This is a genomic window from Fructilactobacillus myrtifloralis, from assembly GCF_024029335.1.
GTDB lineage: Bacteria > Bacillota > Bacilli > Lactobacillales > Lactobacillaceae > Fructilactobacillus > Fructilactobacillus myrtifloralis.
Map to the genome: position 1 here is coordinate 1414816 of NZ_CP097116.1, position 17408 is coordinate 1432223.

Consider the following 17408-nt stretch of genomic DNA (forward strand, 5'->3'; position numbering starts at 1 on the left):
TAAATAGTTAAATGAAAGCATCTTCGAGAATAGTTTTGGATGGAACTAGTTAAACTCGAAGGTGCTTTTTCAATGGGATAAATTAGCCAATGATAGTGGGTATTCTATTTAAGTTAATGGTTCCGGAGATGATTGGTAATGATTATTTTTTGTAGGATGAGTTTTCTTTATAAATTAAATGAAATCATATGATTATACGCGACAGACATTGTGAATATTTAATTATATTAGGAAAAATATACATTGCTTGTGAAAAACGCTGTATTTTAGTATAGTAGTCCTCAGATAAGGAAATGCTTACAAACACTTTTAAACCGCGTTATTTCTTGTCTAGTTTAGCTGTTTTATTTTGTGAATTTTTCGTTTAATTTAACCTTTTAACGGAATTATTGTGAAAAGAAAGGATAGTGGCAATGAAAAAATATGTTTTAGTGATTGATGAAGGAACAACTAGTGCACGCGCGATCATTTATGATCAAGCTGGGAAACCGGTTGCTAGCGATCAAAGAGAAATCACAATGTATTATCCACAACCAGGTTGGGTTGAACAGGATGCAAATGAAATTTGGTTGACAGTACAAGCCGTGATGGCAACCGCTTTAATTAAAGCAAAATTGAATCCAGAGCAAATTTCTGGTATTGGAATTACTAATCAAAGAGAAACAACGGTTATTTGGGATCGAAATAGTGGCTTGCCCATTTATCACGCTGTGGTTTGGCAATCGCGGCAGACGGCGCCGCTTTCTGAAAAACTGATTCAAGATGGATATACAGATTTAATTCAGGAAAAAACTGGGTTGATCGTTGATGCTTATTTTTCGGCAACTAAGATACGCTATATTCTTGATCAAGTTTCTGGAGCACAGCAACGTGCCGAAGTTGGTGATCTACTATTTGGGACAATTGATAGCTGGCTTTTATGGAAATTAACGGGAGGATTGGTTCATGCTACTGATTATACCAATGCATCGAGAACAATGCTTTTTGATATTAATAAATTACGATGGAGTCAGGAGTTACTAGAACTTTTACAAATTCCCAGTATTATGTTACCTGAAGTTAAGGATTCATCCGGTGTTTTTGGTAAAACAATTCCAGAACATTTCTTTGGTGCTGCAATTCCAATCGCGGGCATAATCGGCGATCAGCAAGGAGCATTATTTGGTCAATTGGCACTGGTTCCTGGTGCAGTTAAAAATACATATGGAACGGGATCTTTTATTGTGATGAACACTGGTAAAAAAAAGAACAAAAGTAAGAATGGTTTGTTAACCACAATTGGATATGCAATTAACGGTCAGATTACATATGCACTTGAAGGATCGGTATTTGTATCTGGATCCGCAATTCAATGGCTTCGTGATCAAATGAAACTAGTAAATAAAAGTTCAGAAAGTGAAACATTGGCCGAACAATCAAATAGTGATGACGAAGTTTATGTGGTACCAGCATTTACGGGGCTTGGGGCTCCGTATTGGAATCCACAAGCGCGCGGCGCAGTTTTTGGATTATCACGAGGAACTACCCGAGCTGATTTTGTTAAAGCAACATTACAATCATTGGCATATCAGAGCCGTGACGTGGTTGATGCAATGGTCAGTGATACCGGTATTCCATTAACCAAGTTGCATGTTGATGGGGGAGCATCACTAAACAATTATTTGATGCAATTTCAAGCTGATTTATTGCAAAAGAAGGTGGTTCGTTCAAATGACGTTGAGACAACTTCCATTGGAGCAGCTTACTTAGCAGGATTAGCAACTGGGGTTTGGAATGATGTTGCCGATTTAAAAGAGCTACAGGGAAAACCGAAAAACTTTGCTCCAAAATTAAGCTCAGATGAAGCAAATCGATTATACCGAGGATGGCAAAAAGCAATTAAGGCAACAGAATTCTTTAGTGCGGAGGTCCAAAATGGTTAATTTTTCTTTCAAGCGGCGGAATGATTTAGTGACCAAATTAAATCAAAATGATTTTGATGTAGTTATCATTGGTGGTGGAATTACAGGAGCAGGGATTGCAGTTCAATCAGCTGGATCTGGTTTGAAAACGGCTTTAATTGAAATGCAAGATTTTGCTGAAGGAACTAGTAGTCGATCTACAAAATTAGTGCATGGGGGGATTCGTTATTTAAGGACCTTTGATGTCGATGTGGTTAGGGATACTGTCCAAGAGCGAGCTCGGGTGCAACGGATTGCACCTCACATCCCTAGAGCAGCTAAGATGTTAATGCCGATTTATAAAGATGATGATGCAACTTTTACACCCTTAAGTGCCCAAGTGGCAATGGAGATTTACGATCAATTATCCGGAATTTCTGTGAACAGTCCATATGCACACCGCCTTTTAAATGCACAGGGAGCGAAGGAATACCTGCCTCAAATTAAACAAGATAAACTAGCCGCATTGGCAGTTTATCTTGACTATAAAAATAATGATGCGCGATTGACAATTGATAATCTGAAACAAGCGTTTGATGATGGAGCAATTGCAGTTAGTCATTTACAAGCAACTAAAATTGAAGATGATGGAGATATGAAAATTGTAACTGCAATAGACGGTATTTCCCAAAATTCGGTTCAAATTCATAGTAAGATGGTAATTAATGCCGCAGGACCGTGGTTCGATCAAGTAGCCCGGTTAGTGGATCAGCAACATCAACCTAAAATTAGGGGAACCAAAGGGATTCATTTAGTTGTTGATGAGGAGGTCTTAAACGTACCAGAGACAGTTTACTTTGATTCAGGTCATCATGATGGACGGATGATTTTTGTAATTCCAAGGTTTGGAAAAACTTATTTTGGGACTACCGATACAGATTATCGGGGGGATTATCGTAATCCAGAAGTGGAACCAGCTGATGTTGATTATCTTCTAAGTGCAGTTAACCAACATTTTCCGGATACTAACGTTACCTTAGATGATGTAGAAAGTAGTTGGGTTGGCATCAGGCCGTTAATTGGGAACGGAGATTATAACGGTAATACGCAAAATAAAAAAATTAATGATACACAAATTAAGAAATTAAGTGAAAAAATTAAAGCGTATTTTGAACATAAAGTTTCAATTGAACAATTAGATCAATATTTAGCATCAATGTTATCTCCTGATAAAAGTGCTTCCCAAGTTTCTCGAGGATTTCAAATTAAACTTGATGATGGTTTGATTAATGTTTCAGGAGGTAAATTAACTGATTATCGGCTAATGGCGCAAGTGGCAATGGAACATGTGAAGAAATACTTTCAAGCGCACTGGAATTATTCAATTAAGTTGGTTGACTCCACAGAGTATCAAATTTCTGGAGGACATTTTGATCCTACTCAAGTTGAATCAACCTTGGAGCGCTTTGCTAAAACCTTAGAGACAACGGGACTTAATTCTAAAGATGCTAGTAAGATTGCTTCCTTATTTGGTTCAAATGCACTTAAAATTGCTGATTATGTCAAAACCGGTTGGCGAGCACCCGGGTTAACGTTGGCGGAAACCAGTGTCTTGAGTTATTCATTAGACCATGAAATGGTAGTACGACCAATTGATTTTTTATTACGCCGTACTAATTATTTGTTATTTGCAACAACGCGAACGAAACAAATTCAGGAGGCGATAATTACTGAAATGAGTCGCCAACTTGGTTGGGATGCTGATACAGAACAAGTAATGCGCTCTGAATACTACCGAATTCGTGACATGATTCAATTACGGCAATTAAAGGAGAACCAAAATGATGAGTAATCGGTTACCGCTAATTTTAGCTAATTGGAAAATGAATAAAAATCGTAGCGAGATTCATGAATTCTTGCAAGCAATCACGGGTAAATTACCGTTGACAAATTTACTTCAAGTAGGAGTGGCGGCGCAAAGTGTTTATCTAGAAAAAATGGTTGATTACGTTAATCATCATCAACTGCCTTTGGACATTTTTTCTGAAAACTTATTTTATGTTAATCAAGGTTCTTACACTGGGGAAACTTCTCCAGCAGCTCTTGTTGATATTGGTGTTAAAGGTTCAATTATTGGTCACTACGAACGAAGAAAATTATTTAAAGAAAGTAATGGTTCGGTAGGGTTAAAAGTAGCTGCTAGTTTAAAAAATGGGTTGTTACCATTAGTGGCTATTTCGGAAGACACCTCTACCTATGATCCTACCGACATTGAGATGTCGCCACTGACTGAAATTGCAATTTCTTTTGCCGGAATTGATAAAAAATGGGCGAGTAAAATTGTGGTTGCCTATGAGCCAGCGTGGGCAATTGGTTCTGACCGAACACCAACTTTAAAAGAGATTGAACATGCTGCAAAGGTGATTCGACAATCATTAACAGTAATTTTTGGATCTGCGGCTGCTAATCAAATTAGAATTCAATATGGGGGAGCAGTTACTCCGGAAAATGCAAAAGCCATCTTTGCATTGCCAAATATTGATGGTTTATTAATTGGACGTTCATCGCTAGTAGCAGATAATTTTTTGCGGATTATCGATGATGCCTTAGCTGTCGAAAAGGAGTAATTTGATGAAACTGAAAATTTTTGGTGAGACGATTGGTACCGGCCTTCTAATTTATTTTGGAACGGGATTACTAATTTTTGGAACGCCATTTCCTGATTTGCTTGGCCCAGCAATTGGCTGGGGGTTTACCTTAGCAGTTTTGGTTTATGTAATCGGTCCTCTTTCAGGTGCTCATCTTAATCCGGTGGTAACACTGACGATGTACTTAACGAAGCGAATGTCTGGAAAAGAAGCTTTAATCTTTGTTGGCTCACAATTACTAGGCGGGTTGTTAGGTGAATTAGCGGTTGTCGTTACTTATGGATCATTGCTGCAACATAAGGGACAAAGTTGGCAAACAATGGTAGTTAAGAATAATTTAGGAGGAACAGTTTTTCCTAATCTTTCTCCAGTTGGTGCTTTTTTAACTGAGGTTTTATTGACAACCGTGTTGCTATTAGTGATTTTAGTTTTAAATCATTCACGCACTAATATGTATGCAATTCAATCCCCAATCGCCGTTGGTTTAACCATTTTTGTATTAGTAATTGTCGGTGGGAACTTAACTGGGGCTTCAATGAATCCGATTCGGTCATTTTTCCCAGCAATTTTTGCTGGCGGACTAGCACTACAATCAATATGGTTGTACCTTCTTGCTCCATTTGTAGGTGTATTGGTAGCTGTTTTGATCAATCAATTTGTTCTTAAACCAGAATTAAAAATAAATAGGTGAAATCTATAAAACATCTCATTAACTAATCGGTTGGTGAGATGTTTTTGGACTTAATTCTGTTTAATTTCAATAATTGTGGGCTTTTATTTTTCAAGATTTCAGATAATATGATACAGTTAGTCTACGTACAAAAAATAAGTAAAGGGAGAATAACTCATGAAAATTCAACTCGCAATTGATTTAGAAGATGTAGACGGAGCCATTAAGTTAATCGATGAAACCAAGGACAGTATTGATATTTTTGAATACGGAACTCCATTGGTAATTAACTTTGGTCTGGAAGGTTTAGCTAAGATTAGAAAGCAATTTCCAGACATTACCTTATTAGCCGACCTAAAGATTATGGATGTGGCTTCCTACGAAGTTGACCAAGCCTTTAAGTACGGTGCTGACATTACCACGATTTTAGGGGTAGCTGAGGATCAATCCATCAAGGATGCCGTTAAGGCTGCTCACGATGCCGGTAAGGAAATCTTAGTCGACATGATCGGGGTAACTGACGTTGCCAAACGGGCCCGTGAAATTGACGCAATGGGCGCTGATTACATCGGTACGCACACTGGTTATGATCTACAAGCTAAGGGTGAAACTCCATTTGCTACGTTTGCTAAGATCAAGGAAAACGTAACGAAGACCAAGACAGCCATTGCCGGTGGGATTAAGTTAGACAACGTTGATGAAGTCAAAGCTGCTAACCCGGATCTATTGATTGTGGGTGGGGGAATCGCAACGACCGATGACCCAGCTAAAGTAGCTGCTGAATTCAAGGAAAAATTAAAGTAGGCGAACACGTATGTGGCACACGATTCTTTCCGAATTAGCACAGCAAGACGTTCCAATTGAAGCGACCGAATTAACCTTATTAAACCAGGCACCTCGGATCTTTGTTTACGGTGGTGGCCGCTCCGGACTGGCGTTACGCGGGCTGGCGATGCGATTAATGCAGCTCGGTAAAACGGCCTATGTAGTGGGAGAAACGACGACCCCAGCGATTCAAGCGGGGGACTTGTTACTAGTAGCCTCGGCCTCTGGAACTACGACCGGGACCGTCAACATTGCAACTACGGCCCACCAAGTGGGAGCTCAGTTGTGGTTATTGTCAACCACGAACGATTCGCCCCTCGCAAAACTGGCGGACGTAGTGACCATTTTACCGGGTAAGAGCAAGGATCGAGTGGGATCAGAGCAAGCCTCAATTCAACCGATGGGGAGTTTATTTGAACAATCGGTGTGGTTATTTGGGGATGCGTTAACGCTGGCCTACATGGATTTTGCGGGTATTTCTGAAGCAGAGATGCGCAAACGGCACGCTAATTTAGAGTAATTTAAACGTAAAGAAGACGATTAATCATTGGGATTAGTCGTTTTTTTATGGCCACGGAAAGGATGCTAGTGGTGAGAAGTTCAAACAGATAATGGATACATTCACAAAGGCTACTCCAATCCTATAATTTAATGTTAAATGTAATAATTATTGAATTTTCATTAATTATGGTAAAATTCTAGATGGTAACTTTCATTATCTGAAGTACTCAAATTATCGGAACACTTACACTCACATTATCCGAAGCACTCAAGCTATTTCTGAGCCACTCAGGAATGAATTGTTACCAACTGGGAAAGCCCCACTGACGTTAGTTAGTGGGGCTTTCTTTTTGTGAAAAATGACGTTGGCTAAAGACTTGTTTAATTTAAACTCTAGTAGTTGGATTGACTAAATGATCCAGACGTTAATTTCTAAGCCCGAATTGGGAAAGCGGGTGTGCAATGATAGAATGAGCATAGCAAACAAATAAGGAGTTCAAGGATGGAAACTAGGGTAAAAAAACAGCACCGAAAAAACGTAAAAAAATTTCTATTAGGATTGTTACTGGTTATTCCAGTTGCTTTTTTAGTGGGCTATGAGATTGCGCAAGCAGGTTATCATAATGATAGTAAACCGGTAAAACCAACGCCCAGCAAGCAATCTAAGCAGCACGTTTGGGATAAGGGTGAATCCCGTGATTCGGAAACTAGTGAAGGAGCTCCGACAACGAGGGGACAACAAGGGCAGAACAGTGGGAATGGTAATGCTAGGAACCCAACGACGCACGCCCAAACTCGTCAGCAAACGGTTAATCAGGATACGGGAACTAATAACGACGGGGAAACGACTGACCCCTTGAGTGGACCTGGAGCTGGATGTGCGGTTGTTAATCGTTACCAGACTGATCCAGAAACCGGAAAAATCGTTGATGTTTCTACTGGTCAGGAAGCAACTGAAGCCGAAAAAAATGAATTTATGCAGAATCAGGAAGAGCAACGGGATTATTTAAAGCGGGCAAATGAAAAAATTAACCAAATGAATCAACCGGAAAATTCAAATTCAAGCGACGAACATTAAAACTGATGATGGAGGCAACTTAAGGAATGGAAAAACGGGTTAATTTATATCACAAGGGAAAGAAAGGCAAAATCATAATCATTGGTGTGCTGGGATTGATTTTGTTAGTTATCTTGGGAAGCTATGCGTTAGCACGCTCAGAGCATAAAATAACTACCGAGCAACCGCGGAAGCATACAAGAGCTAGTGGCAAGAAAACTTCGGTTCAACCAGCTAAAAAGCAGAAGGTTACGGAACCAGCTAGTCCACAACCTTCTAATTTTGCTACTGGGACGCAATCAGATGCTACCAATGACGATCGTTCAACGGATCAAGAAAAGCTCGCGCAACAAGCCGAATATAATCGGGAAAAATTTCGGAAACGGGCCATTGATGCTCAGAACGCAACCCATGCGTTGGTAACAAACCCGGATGGCACCAGAAGTTACGTTACAAAAGCTCAAGCGGAACAAGCGGGGACGATGACCACGTTGTGGGATATGGGACCAGATGGTGATGTCGTTCCAGTTTATGATTCTAAGGAAATGACGAACCAAAGTAACGATGATAGTGCTAATAATGAACCTCAGAATAATTCAGATGGAAATGTAACGGATGACGACAACTATGAGGTAACTTCTGGAGACGATGAAAATACAGTGATTGTAAAAAATAAAAAGACTGGAGAAACGATTCAGAAGAAATCTGTTGGAACCCCTGATTGGGATTATGTTCATGACCGTCCGATTACATATTAGATGATTAAATTTATATAATTACTTTTTTTGATATTTTAAGGTGGATATTTGATGGGAAAAGAGAATAATTTATTGATTATTGGAAATGGATTTGATTTATTTCATGGAATGAAAACATCTTTTAGTGATTTTGTTGATAAGGAATTTACCTATTTTGATTGGTATATCCTAGAGCGAATGAAAAGAGAAGCAATTACCTCACGAATTTATGAAAATACTGCTGATACAAAAAAATATATTGATGGAATTAATTTGGGAATCAATTGGTTTGATTTGGAAACAATTCTCAGAGATTCAATGTTTTTTGAATATTATAATTTAGATAAATATAAATACTTTATTAATTTTAATGCTGTGATTAAAAGATGGAAAATTAATCTTAGAAAATATTTAAAAAATGAAGAGAACAAAATTAAAGTAAAAGAATTTTATAAAATCAATGATATTTTAAATAATTCAGATTCAATATTAACCTTTAATTATACTAAAACTCTAGAAACGTTATATGGAGTTTCATATGGTAAAATTAATTATTTTCATGGATCAATAGATGAAGACTTTGTCTTTGGGTATTCTTCAGCAAAAAAAGCTAAAATTTTTGGCAAAAACATGGATAAATTATATGAAAATGATGTTAATAAAGTCGTTAATTTAGATACTCAAAGAAACGGTGATCATTCATTAGAGTTGAATAAATTATTGCTATCTTCAATAAAAGAAATACAAAGATTTATTTTATGGACAAGGAGAAATGAAAACTATTCTAAAATACCAAAAAATGATTTGGTTTCAATTTTTTTGAGAGACATCTCTAATGAAACTCCAGAATCAAGTTATGCTTACTATACTATACAGTTAGGGGATTTTTTGGAAATGAGAAATCCTTTCCAAAAAGATGAAAATAGTGATGATTCTATTTATCGCTATATCAATTATTTAAGAGGCTTTGGACATGTAAAAGCTTTAGAGGCATTAAAAAAATATTTTAATTATATTCAGAATTTAAATATTGATGATTCAGAGAGTATTATTACAATTATTGGACATGATTTTAATTCTGATATTGATATAAATTCATTTATTTCTCAAGCTGTTGGGAGGATAAAAAAAGTACGATATTATTACTATGTAGATGAAAGTGATGACGGAAGTGATAAAGAAGATGAATTACGTGAATCAATAAAAGAATCACTTAGTACACAATTTAATATAGATAAAAAATCAATTAGAGCTATTAATTTAGAAACTTTAAAATAATAGAACGCAAAAAAGGAGAATGACTAATGCCATCCTCCTTTTAATTTGCTTTGTTTTTACCGACTTTTCACCGACTTTTTTTATCAAAGCATGCAATTTAATGGAAATGTAGAAAATGTAAAATGCCTTTATAGCAGTGTTTTGAGACTGTATGGCACTAAATGAAAATACTTAATGGAGTCGGCGGGATTCGAATTATAGATACATAAAACCCTATGGATAAGGCTTTTCTAGAAGTGGCCACTTATTTTTGCCGACTTTTTGCCGACTTTTTCAAAATTAATTTTGCATGTATTTATCAAACTGCTGGGACGACTTATTGACAGTTTCTTTCGTTACGTAAGTGTAGACATCTAGCGTAGTTCTTACGTCATCGTGTCCCATTCGCCGTTGCGCTTCCTTAACTGGGACACCAGCAGCGAAAAGGGCAGTACAGTAACTTTTCCGGAATCCGTGTACAGTGATTTTAGGTAAGTCGCTATGACTAATGATTTCTGTTAACCATTTACCAGGCGTATTTAATGATTTGTACTTTTTTAAATATTTACCTGGGAAAACAGTTGTATTTCCATCCAGAGGCACTCCGTTCATAAACAATGATTTTCTCAAAATTGCTTTCCAGTTTTGCAAAATTTTTAGCGTTTCTGAGTCCAAAGGAATCTCTCGATAGCCAGCCTGAGTTTTTGGCGGTTCTACAATCGTTTTTCCTTTTTCGCCTTGTGTCAAGGTTTTGTTAATATTTACGCTTTGTTTGTCAAAATCAATGTCAGACCAACTTAATGCCAAGCATTCACCACGTCTTATTCCAGAATAGGCAAGTAATCTAAATAATACATATTGTTCAAATTTGGAATCATCTTGCTCCAGAATTTGGAAAAATTTCCGCAACTGATACTTGTCCCAAAAATTTTGTTTCTTAACTCCTGGATTGATTTTTACCTTTGGCAACGTAACGGCACTAGCAGGATTAAAAGCATCAATGTATCGACGCTTGATTGCGAACTGGAAAATCCTCGATGTTAACTGATACCATTTTTTATAATTTCTCTTCGGAGCTATTTCAAACCATTGATTTACGGCTGCTTGAATTTGGTCGATAGTAATGTTTTTTATGAACATGCTGCCAAATTCAGGCAAAATATGGTTTTTAAACATTCCTTCAACTCTTGAAGATGTGCTTATTCGCACTGTGCTAGAATAAATTGGAAACCATTGATTATAAACTTCGCCAAAAGTTATTTTATCGTTTCGATCCACAGGAGCTAAGTTGTCTTTGTCAAATTGTAGTTTGATTCTTGCAAAGACTAACTTGGCTTCTTTTTTTGTTTTGAAACCATTACGACTAATGCTGCGCTTCTTGCCAGTTGATTTTTCTACTCCTAAAAATCCCTTGAAACCATAGAGCTTTTTTCCATTTTTTTCATACTGATGAATAGTAGCCAAAGTTGCCTCCTTTCACAGTTGCATGCTTTGAATGAACAAAGCAAAGCCCTATGCCGGAGTTGAACCGGCTCATCGCTACCGAGTAGGGTACTTGATATTACTTGTTAGCCACATACTTAAATCCGCCAAAGAAACTTGATTTTGCGATCACATTTCCAGATGTATCTTTGATTAGGACGTCCGTTTGTGCGTTTACTTTTTTGTTATTACGTAACTTATAGTTATCGATTAAATTTTGAGCCAATTCCCAAGCTGCTTTTGAAACATCTTTCAGTTCATTGTCATTCAATCCCAGCGCTTCATCGCTAAGAACAATTACTGTTTGATTAGATTCTGGATCTACGTAAGCATCCGAAATTGCTCCATTACTCTTTTCAGGAAGTTGACCCAAAGCATTTGCATACTCAGTTAGATTATTTTCATCATTTTTGGCTTTTGCTTTTTTAACCTCAGCAGCTTCCTTTTTGTCCATTTCCTCTTTGTATTTTTTGTCTTCAGCTTTCTTTTTCTTTGCTTGTTCTTGTTTTTCTGCCTGCTCTTTCTTATCGCTTTCTAGCTTTAGCTTTTTAGCTTCTTCCTTTTCCTTATCTTCCTTGGCCTTAGAGTTTGATTTTTTAGTTGTTTTTTCAGTTTTGGGCTTATTATCGTTCGATGAACTTCCTAATGATGCAACGAATGAAATTAAGGATATAGCTCCGATTATTGCTGCAATAATTGTTAGCCATTTATATTGTTTAGCTTCTTTTGGCTTACTTGATTTATTGTCTTTGTAGTTTAAATATCCTCCAACTGATAAGAATAGGGCCAGCAAAGTGACAACAATAAGAACAATTTTCAAAAACATAAAAACCTCCAGACAGCTTTTAACGTCAATCAGATTTGGACGTAATTATTTAAATCTGAACCCATAAATCTTGGCTACTTCGTGCAAGTAATCAATTGAAATTCCAAGTTCATCCGCCACCTCAAAATCATTCTCAGGTCTAATTTTAAGAACCCGATTAATTAGTTTTTTTGGTATGCATTTTTGCATGGCAGATTTTCTAGCTACGTATTCTTGATGCAAATTTCTAGTGTCTTGATAGTCAGAAATATCTCCGACTGATAGCCGATGGTGCTCAATCTCTTCATAAAGCCATTGCAACTGTTCCTGCGGACTTAATGATTTATTGATAATTATTTTATTTCCTATGTTCAATCCATATAGGCCTTTTGGCATCCGTTCAAATTTAAAAACTAATTCCGGATGCCGAGAAATTAAAATTTCGATGTTTGTCATGGCTTAACACCTACTTGTTATTGATGATCACGTTTATACTGCGCTTTTTTGAATTCAATGTAATCGTTGATTTCTTTCTTTTGCTCATCCGTCAGTCCATCCAACATATGAGCAGCAACTGGCGTATCACCTAAGTCGACTTTTCGTCCCAAAAGATAGTCGGTAGTTACATCGAAAATGTCGGCAAGTTTCTCTAATTCATCAGCAGTTAATTTGCGTTTCCCTTTCATCACTCTGTTCAGAACACTCGGATCCATTTTTAAACGGCGCGCTAATTCTGCCTGACTCATGTTTTCTATTTCTAGAAGATTAGTAATTATATTTATTGTTTTACTCTGATTCATTTCATGTCTCCTATAAATTGCGATTATCACAATTTATATTAACATGATTGCCTAATCATCAATGATAAAGTTGCTAAAATATCAATTAAATTTATTGACATTGCTAAAATATCAATATATAATCATTTTATATTAAACGTTGCTGTTTTAGCAATGATGAAAGGAGATTTTTAAAATCACACATACAAAAAAGCTCAATATTCAGCTGCTTAAAGACAAACGATTAAGCAAAGGGATTTCTCAAAGAGAAATGGCTAGGGCACTAGGAATCTACTTTTCACAGTATTCACGAGGTGAAAAGGGCGAAAGAAATTTTAAAGTGAACGAATTACCCATAATTGCCAAGAAATTGGGAATGTCGATTGAGGACTTGTTTTCTTAATTTTTGCCCTAATCATTGACAAAACGTCAATGTAGAAAGGAGAAATAATTATGGATCAATGGATTTACATGCTAGCAAAAGCCTCGTGCTGGGCAGCGCTATTTGTTGGAACAATGAATGTTTTGCTAGATAACCGAGATTTGTTAAGGGCGTTCAAAAATGCTCATTGGATAATCCAAGAATTGGATTCATCTAGGGTACTGAAACTATATGCCAATGCAGTTGTAAGTATTTTCTTTATGTTTTTGGCAGTGCTGTTTTTGCGTTTAATGCACTAAGGAGTAATAGAAATGACAATCATCGAAGCAACAAAGCAAGCTCAGGAAAAGAAGTGTGGGATTACTCGACCATACAAAGGACAGGTTTTTGCATGTATTTACCCTACGGATAGAAGCTTCCAATTCACACTACTTGAGCCATTCAAGGACGACGGTTCGGAAGATTGGCATCCGACCCCGGAAGACGTCCTAGCTAATGACTGGGAATTATACGAGAAGAAACCATAGGAATGAGGTGAGTAAAGTGAAAAAAGATTACGAAATTCATGATTCAGCTCGGCCGGCGGATGACATTCAGATGTGCCGAAATCACATCATCAATTACTTAGCACGACAGCAACTGACCAAGTCAGAAGCTATCGAAGTCGTTCGAAGCTTGGATAACTACTACAACGATGATCGTGGTTATTTAAACGTCAAAGGAAATTTGAAACGGGGTGATTAGATTGCTAACTACTGTGGGAACTATCCCGGAACTTATGCATCAGCAATTAAAGCTGCTTCTACAACCTAGATATTTTAACCGTAAAGAGGCCATGGCTTATCTAGGCATTAAAAGCTACACAACCTTTGCTAATAAGGTAGTTGATTATGTTGAAGTTTACGAAACGCCGTTTGGCGAACGATTTAAAAAATTCGACCTAGATAAATTCATGTCCGGATATAAGGTGAGTCGAAAAGTTGCTATCCACTAAGGACAAAATCAAACAACTAAATAAATGGCGACCGGACGTTGATCTAATCAAATGACCACAAGCCTCAATCGATGCTTTTTACTTCGTCGAGAAACAACGACGCAAGCAACTGAAAGGGGGTGAGCACGATGGATGAGAAAGAACGTAAGCGGATGACGTACCACTTTCCAGATTATGTACTCACATTTTTTATGGGGTTTGCATTCGGACTGGCAATCGCACTTATCACAATGCACTAGGAGGAAATGAACATGGAATTATCTATCAACGAAAAAGAAAAACAGTGGCTAGCAGATTTGTTTGAACAAATGGCTCTTAATGATCATATTGATATACCACGTTTTGCACAGAGCAATTGTTTCTTGACACTAGCTGAAAAAATTAGCGATTAACGAAAGGGGGAACAACCATGGCAGTAATCACAGTTGGACAGGCATTTTTCTTTGTATTTGGATTAATCATCGGAGTCATTGGTGGGCCCGGAATTATCCATTTCATTAAACGGCCCAAAGACTTTTTCGAATAGAGAGGTAGCCACTTTGTGTAAAAAAAGAGCGCATTACAGCAAGCTTTACGACAATTTCGAAGCTGCTGATACGCAAGCAAGATTGATGTTTCACACTATTTCCAACGTGAAACAGATTCATATTTTTAAGCAAATGAACGGTGTGTGGTCAGTGATCGCTATCGAGGATGACGGAGGAACACAGCAATGAGTGATGAAACAGCAAAACCATTTTTGGAAGTCAAAGCATATCCAGGTGAGAATAGGACAAAATCTTATGCTCGTGTCGAAATTGGCAATAAGCAAGAATTGGAGTTTTCACTGGATTTGACTTCTAATTTAATTTCCCAGATTTCTAAGTATGGAGACGTTCGGCCGGGTGTAATTGCACTTCTAGTCGATGTATTAGGAATTACGGATGAAGACTACAAAAATGATAAGAATCGTGTAAAAGAAGTAGCCAACAAACACAAAGCAGTCAACGAAGCAGACAAAATCATTAAGAAAGCACAGCAAAAAGGAGAAGACAAATGACAGAAGCAGTTCACTTTTCACTAGGCCGGGAAGTTTTACCAGAAGAACTGGAAAAGGCGGATGACACAAAGAAATTCATCCTGCAGCTACCTGGTGGCTCGTATGTATACATTCAAAAAATTGATGAACACCACGGCAGAATTAATTACACCCTGGATCGTGACAAGGCCGAAGTGTTCACGGAGAAAGACATCAAGTCCAACGACCAGTTGAACGGAATGGATAGTCTGAGTGATCGCATTTATTTGGAGGATGAAGATGATTAAGTTATTTACTCGTATAAAAAAAGACCGCTCACGTAGCAGCGTGAACGATCTCGAATCTAAGCTTTGGCTAAGCTCTTTTAACGCTTTTAATTCTACTACCTTAAAAAGCTCCTGGCAATCTAACAAGGCCGGTAGAACTAATTCAGATTTGGAAAGCCATGTAATTAAAAAATTAGTTTAGGTGATTAACTATGACAAGAATTAAGAAGTATAAACAAGGCTACTCAATGATCAGTAATCAATTAGTCCAAGACGACCGTTTGAGCTGGAAAGCTCGCGGCCTTTTTGGCTACTTGTGGTCCCAACCAGACGATTGGCAGTATTACGAAATAGAAGTTGCTAAGCACGCCTCAGACGGCCGTGCATCTCTCCGTAGCGGACTAAATGAACTGGAAAAATTCGGTTACCTGAGACGTAAACGGCAGCGAAATGACGGCGGCCACTTCAAGGGGTCGTATTGGGAATTATCCGATGTACCTATGTTTGAAAATCGAACACAGGAGTCACCTATGTTCGATTTTCCTATGTTGGATAATCGAACACTACAAACTAAAGACAATACAAAGTTAGTTGGTGGGTTAGTTAGTGACCAACAAAATCCAACCGAAAATGCTGAACCTCAAAATCAAGACCCAGAATCAGAACCTGAAGCCCGGAATAAGGAACTAAGCCCAGTCGGAGTTGACGAAGCATTAAACAACTACGAAGCATTTTTTGAACGGAAGCCCAACCTGCCAATGAAGCAGGCCATTACATCATGGGTGGCCAACTTTGGATTAGAGTTAGTGCTTTACACGATGGAATCTGCTGCTAAACGCCAGGTAAGTGCCGGAGGATTGTATTACTGGTTAGATAAGGCGTTCCAGAATTACAAGCAAAAGGGCATTAAAACTGTTGACGAAGCCATGACAGACACAGCCAAGCACAACGAAAAACAGCATCCGTCAAAGCCGGTCACTGCTAAACGTCAAGCTAGCAAAAGCAAGCCATGGCATAAACGTGGCAAGCCGAGCGTCCGTGAGACGTTGCCTACGTGGGCCAAACAATCAGACGACCAAAGAAGTACGAAAAAGCCGTCAAAAGAAGCACGGCAGATGATTAAAGAGCGGTTGGCTAGGCTGAACCGAGGAAAAGAGGTCAACACTCAATGACCAAGTCAATTTTAGACGCTTGCTGCGGAAACCGTATGTTTTGGTTCAACAAACATGATCCGGACACATTATACATGGATATCCGTAATTATCATGATGTACTGGATTCAGGTCGGATTGTCGATGTTAGTCCGGACATCGTAGCTGATTTTCGCAACATGCCGTTTCCTGACAAGTCATTCAAGTTAGTGGTCTTTGACCCACCACATTTGTTACAAGCTGGCAAAAATAGCTGGTTAGCCAAGAAATACGGGGTTCTAAACAAAGATACATGGAAGGATGATTTGACAGCCGGGTTCAACGAATGTTGGCGAGTTTTAGAAAATGGGGGGGGTGCTAGTGTTCAAATGGAGCACTCACCAAATTCCAATGAGAGACGTTTTAAATCTATTTCCAGAACAACCTAAATTTGGTGACCGACGGAGCAAAACTCGTTGGGTAATTTTTTTAAAAGGAGAGCAAAACAATGACTAAAGAACGATTAGCCAAACTGAATCAAGGAAGTGGAAGACGAATGCAAATTATAAAAAATGTTGTATTTGTACTAGCTTGTGGATTCTTGCTAAACATTGCGCATCCAATTGCAATTATCGTTAAAAATTTTTTGGTCAGTAACCACGTTTGGATTTTAATTGCATGTTTAGTTAGCTTTGCTATTTGGTCAATCATTTTTGCTCTTGTTTTAGTTTTAATGGCTATGGTTTTCGGCGATTCTGACAAGAAGATTATGCCACTCGATGACTCCACATTTATTTGTCGTAGTTATGATGAGGCTCAAAAGCACGCTAATGAATTAGTTAAAGAAGCTTCTAATCATGGGCTAGCTTGTCATATTGGTCTATTCAAACGAGATAGAAAAAGTGGAATGATTATTGGCTTTGTACAGACGTTTAAAAGTGGTCAAGATTTAGAGGATTATTACAAAAATAAATAGG

Annotated in this window: 23 protein-coding genes and 1 pseudogene; 20 read left to right on the top strand and 4 right to left on the bottom strand. The window is 37.8% G+C overall.

The window, feature by feature from the left end; translation table 11 throughout:
- Positions 1-413 precede the first annotated feature (413 nt).
- The 9 genes from glpK to M3M35_RS07080 all read left to right on the top strand — a co-directional run bounded on the left by glpK (position 414) and on the right by M3M35_RS07080 (position 9596).
- The gene (gene glpK / locus M3M35_RS07040) at positions 414-1922 is read left to right on the top strand and encodes a glycerol kinase GlpK (protein ID WP_252750719.1); all 1509 of its coding nucleotides are present in this window, start codon (positions 414-416) and stop codon (positions 1920-1922) included.
- Positions 1915-3732 (top strand): FAD-dependent oxidoreductase, encoded by a 1818-nt coding sequence (locus M3M35_RS07045; RefSeq protein ID WP_252749933.1) that lies wholly within the window; start codon positions 1915-1917, stop codon positions 3730-3732. Before glpK ends, M3M35_RS07045 begins: the two co-directional genes overlap by 8 nt.
- Positions 3722-4507: a triose-phosphate isomerase gene (gene tpiA, locus M3M35_RS07050; protein WP_252749934.1), complete on the top strand. Its 786-nt coding sequence runs from the start codon at positions 3722-3724 to the stop codon at positions 4505-4507. The genes M3M35_RS07045 and tpiA overlap by 11 nt, the downstream gene beginning before the upstream one ends.
- A 4-nt stretch (positions 4508-4511) precedes the next feature.
- Entirely contained in the window at positions 4512-5219 is a 708-nt protein-coding gene (locus M3M35_RS07055) for an MIP/aquaporin family protein (protein WP_252749935.1), read from the top strand.
- Between the two features lie 156 nt (positions 5220-5375).
- Positions 5376-6002: a 3-hexulose-6-phosphate synthase gene (hxlA, locus tag M3M35_RS07060; protein ID WP_252749936.1), complete on the top strand. Its 627-nt coding sequence runs from the start codon at positions 5376-5378 to the stop codon at positions 6000-6002.
- Between the two features lie 10 nt (positions 6003-6012).
- Positions 6013-6543: a 6-phospho-3-hexuloisomerase gene (gene hxlB, locus M3M35_RS07065; RefSeq protein WP_252749937.1), complete on the top strand. Its 531-nt coding sequence runs from the start codon at positions 6013-6015 to the stop codon at positions 6541-6543.
- Positions 6544-7026: 483 nt separating this feature from the next.
- Positions 7027-7602 (top strand): hypothetical protein, encoded by a 576-nt coding sequence (locus M3M35_RS07070; RefSeq protein WP_252749938.1) that lies wholly within the window; start codon positions 7027-7029, stop codon positions 7600-7602.
- Between the two features lie 26 nt (positions 7603-7628).
- Complete coding sequence (locus M3M35_RS07075) at positions 7629-8339, top strand: hypothetical protein (protein WP_252749939.1); 711 nt, start codon at positions 7629-7631, stop codon at positions 8337-8339.
- 51 nt (positions 8340-8390) lie between these two features.
- Positions 8391-9596 (top strand): AbiH family protein, encoded by a 1206-nt coding sequence (locus tag M3M35_RS07080; protein ID WP_252749940.1) that lies wholly within the window; start codon positions 8391-8393, stop codon positions 9594-9596.
- Between the two features lie 279 nt (positions 9597-9875).
- On the opposite strand, the gene M3M35_RS07085 is transcribed toward M3M35_RS07080, so the two are convergent.
- From M3M35_RS07085 to M3M35_RS07100, 4 genes are all read right to left on the bottom strand, one after another.
- Positions 9876-11039 carry a site-specific integrase gene (locus M3M35_RS07085; protein ID WP_252749941.1) on the bottom strand — a complete coding sequence of 388 codons (1164 nt, stop codon included), beginning with the start codon at positions 11037-11039 and terminating at the stop codon, positions 9876-9878.
- A gap of 97 nt (positions 11040-11136) precedes the next feature.
- Complete coding sequence (locus M3M35_RS07090) at positions 11137-11883, bottom strand: hypothetical protein (protein ID WP_252749942.1); 747 nt, start codon at positions 11881-11883, stop codon at positions 11137-11139.
- Positions 11884-11928: 45 nt separating this feature from the next.
- Positions 11929-12318: a hypothetical protein gene (locus M3M35_RS07095; RefSeq protein ID WP_252749943.1), complete on the bottom strand. Its 390-nt coding sequence runs from the start codon at positions 12316-12318 to the stop codon at positions 11929-11931.
- A 17-nt stretch (positions 12319-12335) separates the two neighbouring features.
- A complete protein-coding gene (locus tag M3M35_RS07100; RefSeq protein WP_252749944.1) occupies positions 12336-12662 on the bottom strand; it encodes a helix-turn-helix domain-containing protein in 327 nt (108 codons plus the stop codon).
- Between the two features lie 205 nt (positions 12663-12867).
- On the opposite strand from M3M35_RS07100, the gene M3M35_RS07400 reads away from it, so the two are divergent.
- From M3M35_RS07400 to M3M35_RS07150, 11 genes and pseudogenes are all read left to right on the top strand, one after another.
- Positions 12868-13044, top strand: a complete 177-nt coding sequence (locus tag M3M35_RS07400; protein ID WP_420842395.1) for a helix-turn-helix domain-containing protein — start codon at positions 12868-12870, stop codon at positions 13042-13044.
- Between the two features lie 50 nt (positions 13045-13094).
- The gene (locus tag M3M35_RS07105; RefSeq protein WP_252749945.1) at positions 13095-13322 is read left to right on the top strand and encodes a hypothetical protein; all 228 of its coding nucleotides are present in this window, start codon (positions 13095-13097) and stop codon (positions 13320-13322) included.
- Between the two features lie 12 nt (positions 13323-13334).
- Positions 13335-13550, top strand: coding sequence for a DUF2829 domain-containing protein (locus M3M35_RS07110; protein WP_252749946.1), 216 nt, complete (start codon positions 13335-13337; stop codon positions 13548-13550).
- Positions 13551-13566: 16 nt separating this feature from the next.
- The gene (locus tag M3M35_RS07115) at positions 13567-13767 is read left to right on the top strand and encodes a hypothetical protein (protein ID WP_252749947.1); all 201 of its coding nucleotides are present in this window, start codon (positions 13567-13569) and stop codon (positions 13765-13767) included.
- A gap of 34 nt (positions 13768-13801) precedes the next feature.
- A complete protein-coding gene (locus M3M35_RS07120; RefSeq protein WP_252749948.1) occupies positions 13802-14017 on the top strand; it encodes a DNA-binding protein in 216 nt (71 codons plus the stop codon).
- A gap of 251 nt (positions 14018-14268) precedes the next feature.
- A complete protein-coding gene (locus tag M3M35_RS07125; protein ID WP_252749949.1) occupies positions 14269-14409 on the top strand; it encodes a hypothetical protein in 141 nt (46 codons plus the stop codon).
- Positions 14410-14729: 320 nt separating this feature from the next.
- Complete coding sequence (locus M3M35_RS07130) at positions 14730-15056, top strand: hypothetical protein (protein ID WP_252749950.1); 327 nt, start codon at positions 14730-14732, stop codon at positions 15054-15056.
- Positions 15053-15322 (top strand): hypothetical protein, encoded by a 270-nt coding sequence (locus M3M35_RS07135; protein WP_252749951.1) that lies wholly within the window; start codon positions 15053-15055, stop codon positions 15320-15322. The genes M3M35_RS07130 and M3M35_RS07135 overlap by 4 nt, the downstream gene beginning before the upstream one ends.
- Positions 15323-15513: 191 nt before the next feature.
- The gene (locus tag M3M35_RS07140) at positions 15514-16473 is read left to right on the top strand and encodes a DnaD domain protein (RefSeq protein ID WP_252749952.1); all 960 of its coding nucleotides are present in this window, start codon (positions 15514-15516) and stop codon (positions 16471-16473) included.
- Positions 16470-16947 (top strand): annotated as a pseudogene (locus M3M35_RS07145) (SAM-dependent methyltransferase). Before M3M35_RS07140 ends, M3M35_RS07145 begins: the two are co-directional and overlap by 4 nt.
- The gene (locus tag M3M35_RS07150) at positions 16940-17407 is read left to right on the top strand and encodes a hypothetical protein (protein ID WP_252749953.1); all 468 of its coding nucleotides are present in this window, start codon (positions 16940-16942) and stop codon (positions 17405-17407) included. Before M3M35_RS07145 ends, M3M35_RS07150 begins: the two are co-directional and overlap by 8 nt.
- Position 17408 lies beyond the last annotated feature (1 nt).

Coding starts and splice junctions, on each gene's coding strand:
- M3M35_RS07140 (WP_252749952.1), top strand. CDS start 15,514: ATGACAAGAATTAAGAAGTATAAACAAGGCTACTCAATGATCAGTAAT.
- tpiA (WP_252749934.1), top strand. CDS start 3,722: ATGATGAGTAATCGGTTACCGCTAATTTTAGCTAATTGGAAAATGAAT.
- M3M35_RS07090 (WP_252749942.1), bottom strand. CDS start 11,883: ATGTTTTTGAAAATTGTTCTTATTGTTGTCACTTTGCTGGCCCTATTC.
- M3M35_RS07070 (WP_252749938.1), top strand. CDS start 7,027: ATGGAAACTAGGGTAAAAAAACAGCACCGAAAAAACGTAAAAAAATTT.
- M3M35_RS07135 (WP_252749951.1), top strand. CDS start 15,053: ATGACAGAAGCAGTTCACTTTTCACTAGGCCGGGAAGTTTTACCAGAA.
- M3M35_RS07130 (WP_252749950.1), top strand. CDS start 14,730: ATGAGTGATGAAACAGCAAAACCATTTTTGGAAGTCAAAGCATATCCA.
- M3M35_RS07125 (WP_252749949.1), top strand. CDS start 14,269: ATGGAATTATCTATCAACGAAAAAGAAAAACAGTGGCTAGCAGATTTG.
- M3M35_RS07150 (WP_252749953.1), top strand. CDS start 16,940: ATGACTAAAGAACGATTAGCCAAACTGAATCAAGGAAGTGGAAGACGA.
- glpK (WP_252750719.1), top strand. CDS start 414: ATGAAAAAATATGTTTTAGTGATTGATGAAGGAACAACTAGTGCACGC.
- M3M35_RS07105 (WP_252749945.1), top strand. CDS start 13,095: ATGGATCAATGGATTTACATGCTAGCAAAAGCCTCGTGCTGGGCAGCG.
- M3M35_RS07055 (WP_252749935.1), top strand. CDS start 4,512: ATGAAACTGAAAATTTTTGGTGAGACGATTGGTACCGGCCTTCTAATT.
- hxlA (WP_252749936.1), top strand. CDS start 5,376: ATGAAAATTCAACTCGCAATTGATTTAGAAGATGTAGACGGAGCCATT.
- M3M35_RS07045 (WP_252749933.1), top strand. CDS start 1,915: ATGGTTAATTTTTCTTTCAAGCGGCGGAATGATTTAGTGACCAAATTA.
- M3M35_RS07110 (WP_252749946.1), top strand. CDS start 13,335: ATGACAATCATCGAAGCAACAAAGCAAGCTCAGGAAAAGAAGTGTGGG.
- M3M35_RS07075 (WP_252749939.1), top strand. CDS start 7,629: ATGGAAAAACGGGTTAATTTATATCACAAGGGAAAGAAAGGCAAAATC.
- M3M35_RS07080 (WP_252749940.1), top strand. CDS start 8,391: ATGGGAAAAGAGAATAATTTATTGATTATTGGAAATGGATTTGATTTA.
- M3M35_RS07120 (WP_252749948.1), top strand. CDS start 13,802: ATGCATCAGCAATTAAAGCTGCTTCTACAACCTAGATATTTTAACCGT.
- M3M35_RS07100 (WP_252749944.1), bottom strand. CDS start 12,662: ATGAATCAGAGTAAAACAATAAATATAATTACTAATCTTCTAGAAATA.
- M3M35_RS07095 (WP_252749943.1), bottom strand. CDS start 12,318: ATGACAAACATCGAAATTTTAATTTCTCGGCATCCGGAATTAGTTTTT.
- hxlB (WP_252749937.1), top strand. CDS start 6,013: ATGTGGCACACGATTCTTTCCGAATTAGCACAGCAAGACGTTCCAATT.